The organism is Metasolibacillus sp. (assembly GCF_025291715.1).
Lineage (GTDB): Bacteria > Bacillota > Bacilli > Bacillales_A > Planococcaceae > Metasolibacillus > Metasolibacillus louembei.
On sequence record NZ_JAMBIZ010000027.1, the window covers coordinates 44186 to 52352 of the forward strand.

At 37.2% G+C, this 8167-nt stretch carries 5 protein-coding genes; 1 reads left to right on the plus strand and 4 read right to left on the minus strand.

Going from position 1 to position 8167, the window contains the following annotated elements; all coding sequences use genetic code 11:
• Position 1: 1 nt before the first annotated feature.
• The 4 genes from M3Z76_RS15045 to M3Z76_RS15060 all read right to left on the minus strand — a co-directional run bounded on the left by M3Z76_RS15045 (position 2) and on the right by M3Z76_RS15060 (position 7098).
• Entirely contained in the window at positions 2-1102 is a 1101-nt protein-coding gene (locus M3Z76_RS15045) for an endospore germination permease (protein ID WP_293928616.1), read from the minus strand.
• Positions 1103-1272: 170 nt separating this feature from the next.
• A complete protein-coding gene (locus M3Z76_RS15050) occupies positions 1273-2805 on the minus strand; it encodes an aminotransferase class V-fold PLP-dependent enzyme (protein WP_293928618.1) in 1533 nt (510 codons plus the stop codon).
• A gap of 1 nt (position 2806) precedes the next feature.
• Positions 2807-3355, minus strand: coding sequence for a glycerol-3-phosphate acyltransferase (locus M3Z76_RS15055; RefSeq protein ID WP_293928620.1), 549 nt, complete (start codon positions 3353-3355; stop codon positions 2807-2809).
• 299 nt (positions 3356-3654) lie between these two features.
• Positions 3655-7098, minus strand: a complete 3444-nt coding sequence (locus M3Z76_RS15060) for an S-layer homology domain-containing protein (RefSeq protein ID WP_293928622.1) — start codon at positions 7096-7098, stop codon at positions 3655-3657.
• Positions 7099-7728: 630 nt separating this feature from the next.
• Between M3Z76_RS15060 and M3Z76_RS15065 the strand changes: the two genes are divergently transcribed.
• Positions 7729-8091: a CotD family spore coat protein gene (locus M3Z76_RS15065; RefSeq protein ID WP_293928624.1), complete on the plus strand. Its 363-nt coding sequence runs from the start codon at positions 7729-7731 to the stop codon at positions 8089-8091.
• The last annotated feature ends 76 nt before the right edge of the window (positions 8092-8167 follow it).

Sequence of the window (8167 nt, forward strand, 5' to 3'; positions counted from 1 at the left end):
ATCATTGCTCCACCTTCTTTTTTGGCATTTTTTTCGTTTTTTTCAATGAAATAAGCGTCAGTATAATTCCCCATATAAAGAAGAAAACAAAGGTACTAACTAAAAAATACTCACTTTTTATTTGAAGAAATGTGCGATCATTGAACAAAAATAATGGCAAGCTAATCGCAAGAAACGCTGGTAATATAATTTTTAATATACGCTTTCTTTGACCATCTAAACGTAGTAAATGAATAATTATAAATAAAATAAAACCAATGCGCATAAAAGCACCTGTAAGCCATTGATAAATAGAGAAAAAGTCCACATGCTCAACAAAGCGTCCAATGGAGGCAAGCCGCCATTCCTCATATGCTGGATAGTATTGATTTTTAGCTTCAGCAGGTCCAAATTCTGCGATAGCACCAACTAGGGGACCAAGTGTCAATCCTAGTAAAATGAACACAATCACACCAAAATAGGGCCATTTTATACGCTCTTTTATTTGACTTTGAATGAGCAATATAAAAAACAGCTCAACAAAGCCAGATGCCGGATAAACTGCAGCATATAAAATAGGGGAAATACCATGCTCTAAAAAAGGCATTAATAGCTCATATTCTTTTACCTTAATATTGACAAATGCTACAAAAAAACCTAAAAATACGACGCCTGCTAGCACAATCACATTGACAATCACAATGCCCTGAACACCTGCCGCCGCTAAAAAAATACATAGAGCAATATAAACTAAAAGTAGCAGCAGCTCAGGCGTCTCAGGTAGAAAGGTTACTTTCACCCACTGCATTGTTTCCCGTAATGTGAAAGCTGCTATCAACATTAAATAGACTACAAATATATAGACAATTATTTTCTCCCATGCTTTTCCTACTTTTTCTGATAGCCAATCTCGAAAAGGCGTCTTACCGATTTGCTTGTGCAAGTAAATAAGCAGTAATAACCACGGTAATAAAGCAATAACTGATAAAAACACGGACATCCATGCATCTCGTCCTGCTTTGTTTATTAAAGGTGGAAGAATCGTTACATGATTTTTCAACCCAATAACTGTCATCATTAAAAGTATGACATGCAATATACTAATCATTTTATTTTGATTCATGTATTACCTCACTCATCTTGTTCAAAATTCACAAAAAGTGAGTCTGTTTTTCCTCATACCACTTTATTGCTAGTTATAGCTTCTCCATTGTTTTCATGTTTCATAAGCTAAAATTGCAAAAAGCTGTAAGGAAGCAGCTTAACAGCTACTTTCTTACAGCTTTTCTACATTTAATCGAGCAATTGATAATATTTATATATCGTTGTTAGCTTCGTAAATGCTTCTTCAAAATAAGGTTGAACGACACTTATTTGCACGAAACCTCTACTTTGCAAATAACCACTTTCATCATGCAAATGAATGCCATTCAGCTTTAAATCGTCAGCTAAATGGCATAGCTCATGCGGCAGCTTAAATGTTGCAATCATTGGGTAAGGGTTTATTTTTGATGCATATTGCTGGTAGCATGACCATGCTTCTAGCCTTTTCATGCGCTCTGCTAGCAGCTCAAATCGCACAGGGTAGTTGCGCAAAGAAGCTAATGTGCTAGCTATAAGAGCTGCTGGCAAGGTAAATGGAATGTGCAATTGACCATAATGTGCCAAATTAATATAGAGCGGTGCATCGCTAGGCTGTGGCTGATGATTCGAGAACACAAAAGACAGTCCACTTAGTGCCCCAATTGCTTTACCGCTAACAGCTGTTGCCAAATAAAATGCTGCTAACGAAAATGGCAATGCCCCAAATGAGCTAATACAATCTGCACATAGCGCCACATTATAACGTTCAGCAAGCAGCGTTAGCTCTTCACCATTACACATTCCTGTTGATGTTTCGCCATGTGTATAGAGTAGCCATTTATACTCCCCTCGTTCAAGCAGCTCTTCAATATGTGCTAAATCAAATGACTCCTGCCAGTCAAAAGCTAGTACATCAAATGTCATTTGCTGCTGCTTTGCTTGCCGTGCTAAGCGTTCACCAAACTCACCATTTGTTATAATTAACCCTTTGCTCCCTGAAAAATCAGATTTTAATTGTGCTAGCATTGCCTCATTCGCTAATGTCCCCGTTCCAACAAGTGTCGTTACATATTTTGCATGTGCCAATGCTAATAAACGTTGCTGTAACTCTTCAAATAATAGTTGAAAGGCGTAGGAACGATGTGATAAATCTGTATGCACAATTGGCTCCTGCTGTAATACTGGCCCTGGGTAAAAGGTGCATGCATCACGCCTTAATCGCTGTCGTAATGGTGCACTCCCTTCCCTCGTTAATACCATTGGTAAAAATAATGCCTCGCTTGTTCCAACAGCCTCTGCAAACTGCTGAAAGCCCATTTGCTTATATAGCTTTTGTTCTCTCGTTGTCCCTGAAATCACGCAGGCTGTGTAACGCCGTTCAAATAAATAATTTACTAATGCCTGTGCAAGACGAAAAAACACACGCCCATTGCGATATTGCCTTTTAATCGCCAAGAGTCGCACTTCACAAAGCTTCTCGCAATCTTCAGCTGTTAAATAGTTTTCAACAATACCGATTTTTTCATCTATTGAAAATGGACGTTTATCACGCAAAGCTAACATACCAATCAATTGTTGTTCCTTATAAACAACAAGATATGTATTCTCTGTATGAAATTTATCTACTAGATGACGTGCTGCATTTGTTGGATGCTGGGGAATCTCCTCTACAAATGTTGCGTAATTTAATGCAGCGATTTCTTCAAATTCTTTTTCAGATGTCGCTATTTTACACCAATACATATTATACCAGCCTTTCTTTTATATTTTTCCGATGCTTCCATAAAACAAGTGCAACGCTACAAAGAAGTGTTGCTGGTAACACATCAGCGAAAATAACAATACTACTATATATAACCAACGCAATACACAACCCAAATGTTGCACTTTTTAGCAAATAGGACCCAGCTATAAAACTAATAACAAATATACTAAAGTAGAGAAAATTTAATGCAACAAGCGCTCCGACTATCGTTGCAACCCCTTTCCCCCCTTTAAAGCGCAACCAAAAAGGATACAGATGCCCAAGCAAAACAAAAAATACTGCCCATGTAATAATGTTAGCCTCATACCCTGCATAACGCCCGATCAACACAACAATTACACCTTTTAAGCCATCTCCAATTGCCGTCAAAATAAATCCTTTTTTGCCAAGCGCACGTCCTGCATTGCGTGCTCCAAGGTTACCGCTATGCTGTTGCTGTAGCGAAAGACCATAGTACTTCCCTACAAGCCATGCTGTCATGATTGTTCCTAGCAAATAACTGCTAAATAAATAATAAGCAATCATCATTTGCTCAGCACTACTTTGTTTAATTTTGTTGGTTGTGTCATATAAAAAATTTACCTCCTATATTTTAAATACCAAAATGAAAAACAATTTTATGTTGATGAAGGATTCAGAACAAATTCCTTTACACCCATAGTATATTTTTTGTTAGCATTTCCACATGCCTGTGAGATTTTTTTACTCAAGTGAAATAGCCTTTCTTTACTATTTCTCTAAATAAAACTATACCATCACTATAATCTGTTAGAAACTGCAAAAAGGATTGCTTGAACATACATTTCAAGTCAATCCTTTTATTTTTCTTATTTTAAAACTTCATGATTGCGCTCATCGAACTTTACTTCATGGCTGCTTACCGCTTCTTCAATTTCCCCAAATGCCCAATGTGTCATTGGAACATCAAGAAATGTCGGTGTCGTTATACCTGTTAATGACCCACGTTTGAATAAGCGATTTAATACTTTCACTGCCTGCGCTCTTGTTAGTTTTTCATTTGGTTGGAATGTCTGATCTTCATAGCCAATCATAAAGTTAACTTCCTTCATAAATTGAATGGACTCAAATGCCCAATGTGTTGTTGGAACATCCTTATAGCTTCCTTTGTAGGTGGATGTGAACTTGCCACAACTATCAAATGCATTGTCATCACGTTGACATTCATTTTTTATCCAACGATATGCTATTCCCGCCATTTGTGCACGTGTGATTGAGCCACTCGGATTAAATTCATTGCTATTTATCCCCGTCATAATACCTGCTTGCTTCACTTTTATAATCTCTTGATAGGCATTATGTGTTGAAGGAACATCCAAATAATCGGAAACGATTGTGGATACAATGTTCAAATTACGGCCAAGCATTGTAGCCATTTGAGCCCTTGTAATATACTCATTTGGTCGGAATGTTGTACCATAGCCTTTAATATACGCTTCATGTCGTATAGTTGGTGTATGATTTTGCTGCTTTTCTCCTAAATAAATGACGGCAAACGTACTGAATTTATTAATTGTAAATTGTACCCCCTCAGCACCATCATTCATTTTCACAGCTGTGCCCTGAATTAATTCCTTTGTACTGTCACTGTGCTCAATGTAAATCCCTAAATTAGCGAGCACCTTTGCACGTTCTTCTACATTTGATGATAGGTTTTCCTTTAATGGAAGAACGATGGATACCTCTCTATTTTGCATATTTGTTGAAATTTCCATTGGTCGTCCTACTAGCTGTACAGATTTGTCTTGAGCCACACTTCGTACAATTTCTTCTAACTTCGCCCGATTTTCAAGATTTTTCTTTTCCTCTGCTGATTTCATTGGAATTATTCTAAAATATAAATCATCATTGAAATTTGCCAGAGATGTTGTTGGAATTGACATTACCGCATTCGCTGTGACAATTTCAAGCTTTAAATTACCTTTGTTTAATTCTTCTAATGCTAGCTTAGATATCTCAATCAACACTTCCTGCACTTTATCCTCATTATCTGGAATAACAATGTGCACTGTATCAATACCTAGCTCACTTGCCTTTTGTACTATCTCTTTTGCGATTGTCTCTGTTATGGATATTTTATCTTCTATTGTTCCATCTGGCTCTGTTGTTCGAGTAATTAGCATTTTAGCTAAATTAAAGCCATTCTCCCCATCCACATTTATCGCAATCATTTCTGTTGTCGAAGTAGGTAAAGCAGGGCTTGTAGCGCCACCATTCTCATTTGGATATGGATTAGACGGAGGCGTTATTGCTTCCCATTTCGCATATAAGATTACATTTGTACTGCCAATTGCAAATGTATTATTAGCTACATAGCTTATACCAGTACCATCAGCTTTTGTATTCCACCCAATAAACTTGTAACCTTTTTTTTCTAAATCACCAACATTACCAGCTACTGTCACTAACGCTCCTGGTACATACTGATTCGTATCAATCGGAACACTTCCACCTGTACTTGTATTCCCATCATATGTCATTGTAAAGGTCGAGACAGGTTGCTGCATAACATGAATCGTCACTGTACCTATATCAATTCCACCATGACCATCGTCTACTTGGATTGTAAAAGTATCAACTCCTATAAAATCGTTATTCGGTATATAAATCCACGCCCCATCAGCACTCACCGTTGCTGTTCCATTTGTCGGTTCGCTAACTTTACTAAATGTTAATGTATGACTGTCTGCATCGTATCCACTTGCTATACCAGAAACAGATGTATTAGCAAGCGTTACCTTTGTCTCATCCGCAATAGTAGGTGGTGTGTTAACTACGGTTGTATCTTGAACTGTTATAGCTAGATTCATTGGTAAGCCATAGCTAAATGTAAAGGTCAGATTGGTTGTCCCAACTTGCTGTGAAGATAAATAATTTTTTGTAATTGTGACATTGTTTTGTGCATCAATAAAATAGTCAGTACCTTCCACTAGTATATCAATGCCGTTTGCAATGCTTGCCAATGTGTTGCCATTAAGAGCCATCGTCGTCATCACATCTGCACTATTAGCAGCATTTTTATCAAAGCTTGCTATAGTAGGATTAATTGTACTATCAACAGCTGTAACATTGTAGCTTTCAGACATTACTTGACTTGCTAGCCAGTCATCCTTAATAGCAAGTGCCTTAATCGTCATTGCATGGTCAATTTCAATTGGTTCATTGTAGACAGCACTATGAATCGTTGGCTCATTTCCATCTGTTGTATAATAAATAGTAGCTCCCTGCGATTTTGAGTTTAAGGTAACTTCCGTGCCCCACGCCACATTTCCAGCAGCTACACTAGCCTGTGGTTTATATGTGCGTAAGCTCGGTTCAACCTCCTCAGTGCTATTTGTAGGACCTGAATTCCCTGCACCACCTGCAACAAAAATGACCTTTCCATTTGCTAATGTAGAGGAAGTATGACCTAGACGACCTGTATTCATAAATGTAGGATTTGTCATCCATGAATTTGTTTCTGGGTCATACACAGCCGCAGAACGTAGCGGTGTATAATTAAGATCAAAGCCTCCTATTACATATACCCTACCATCCGCCATAGTTGCCGCAGATGTCATATATCTAGGCTGTGGCAAACTAACTCCATCTGACCAGCTATTAAGCGTAGGATTATATATTTCAACGCTATTTGACATTGAGCCATTTATTGTGCCCCCTATTACCATGACATTACCGTCATCCAGTAGCACCGCACTATGTTCCTTTCTTGTTGCTTTCATATCTGGTCCAACTGTCCAAGTATTTGTAGTTGGATTATAAATCTCAGTTGATTTCAAATCCCCATTATTATGATTTCCACCACCTATTACTAATACATTCCCGTTTGGCAAAGTAACAGCTGTATGGCTAGCACGCTGCATCAACATCGGTGCACCAGTGGTCCATGTATCATTTAGCGGATCATATATTTCAGTTGATTGCAAAACTCCATCAGAGAAATTATTGCCCCCTATCGCTAAAATTTTTCCATTTTGAAGCTTTACAGCTGCATGAGCAAAGCGAGCTGTATTCATATTTGCTGCTATGGTCCAGCTATCCGTAGCTAAATTGTAAATCGCAGATGAGGTAAGATGATTAATACCATTATTTCCACCCATAATTATCACTCTATTCTCATCTAATGGAGCGGATGATAAAAGCTGACGATTATCATTCATATTAGCAAAGACAAGCGTTTCATTAGAAAATGAGGGCATCACCAATATCAAAATTACTACAAGTATAAAAAAGCGTTTAAATTTTTCTATCATCTATCTTTCTCCTCTCTTATTTTTCTAAAATTCTTACAAAAATCATAGCATATACCTCTTATTTTTTATGTTAAGAAAAATTAACGAACGTATTAATTATCCATCTTTTTTCAATTATAATTAAATAAAACAAGAGATTATCACATAAAAATGGTAGTTATACCCTAAAAATTACATCGAAATAGCAACGCTTTTATGCGCATTCTAAACTTTTTATACATATTTTTGTTATATACCTTTTATTCAGCACTTTATATATTTGCCTTCCAGATAATTTTCTTAACAATATACTTGTACAACAAACCTGTACTTTTTATGGTTAATTCTTTTTCACTTGTGAACATAAAAAATCGGAGGATGTGAAAGTAGTCTATTTAACATAGATATACTGTAAAACGAAGCAGCAACATTATCGTTTATATTTTACTTTTAAAGTGGATTTTTGATTTCAATTTGAGGTAATGATTAAAATATGCCTTGTTTAATTGCTCCATTTCAACGTTAGATGGAAAGGATTACCGTAACCCTCCTCTTTTTTCTACTTCACAATAGGCATAACTATAGAACAACCTCATCTTTTTTCATATGTTAAATATGACTTACTATTTCAGTGAAAAGGAGGGGCTCAAAATGGTTAATAGATTTGGGGGCAATTTCCCTAATAGAGGTGGCAATCGCAACAACATGGGCTTTGGTGCATGGGGTAACAATCCAATGGTTGGAGGAAACGCGCAATACCTACCAACACAAGTTGGACCAACGCAATTTACTCAACCAATTGTTTCACCAACTCGTCAGTACGTGCAAACAAATGTGACAAATACGGTCGTACCACACGTTCATCCATCCCATTTAACTGTTGTTAATCGTCAAATGATTAACAATCAACATTACTTCCCGCATACGCAATCGGTGATGAATGAATGCTGTGAAACAACAACAATGTGTGGTCAGCCATTCAATCCATGCAACAATAGACGCGGTAGACGCTAAAAAATAGAGTAGGAGGGAGCGATTAACTCCCGTCCTCTCACACCACCGTACGTACGGATCCGTATACGGCGGTTCA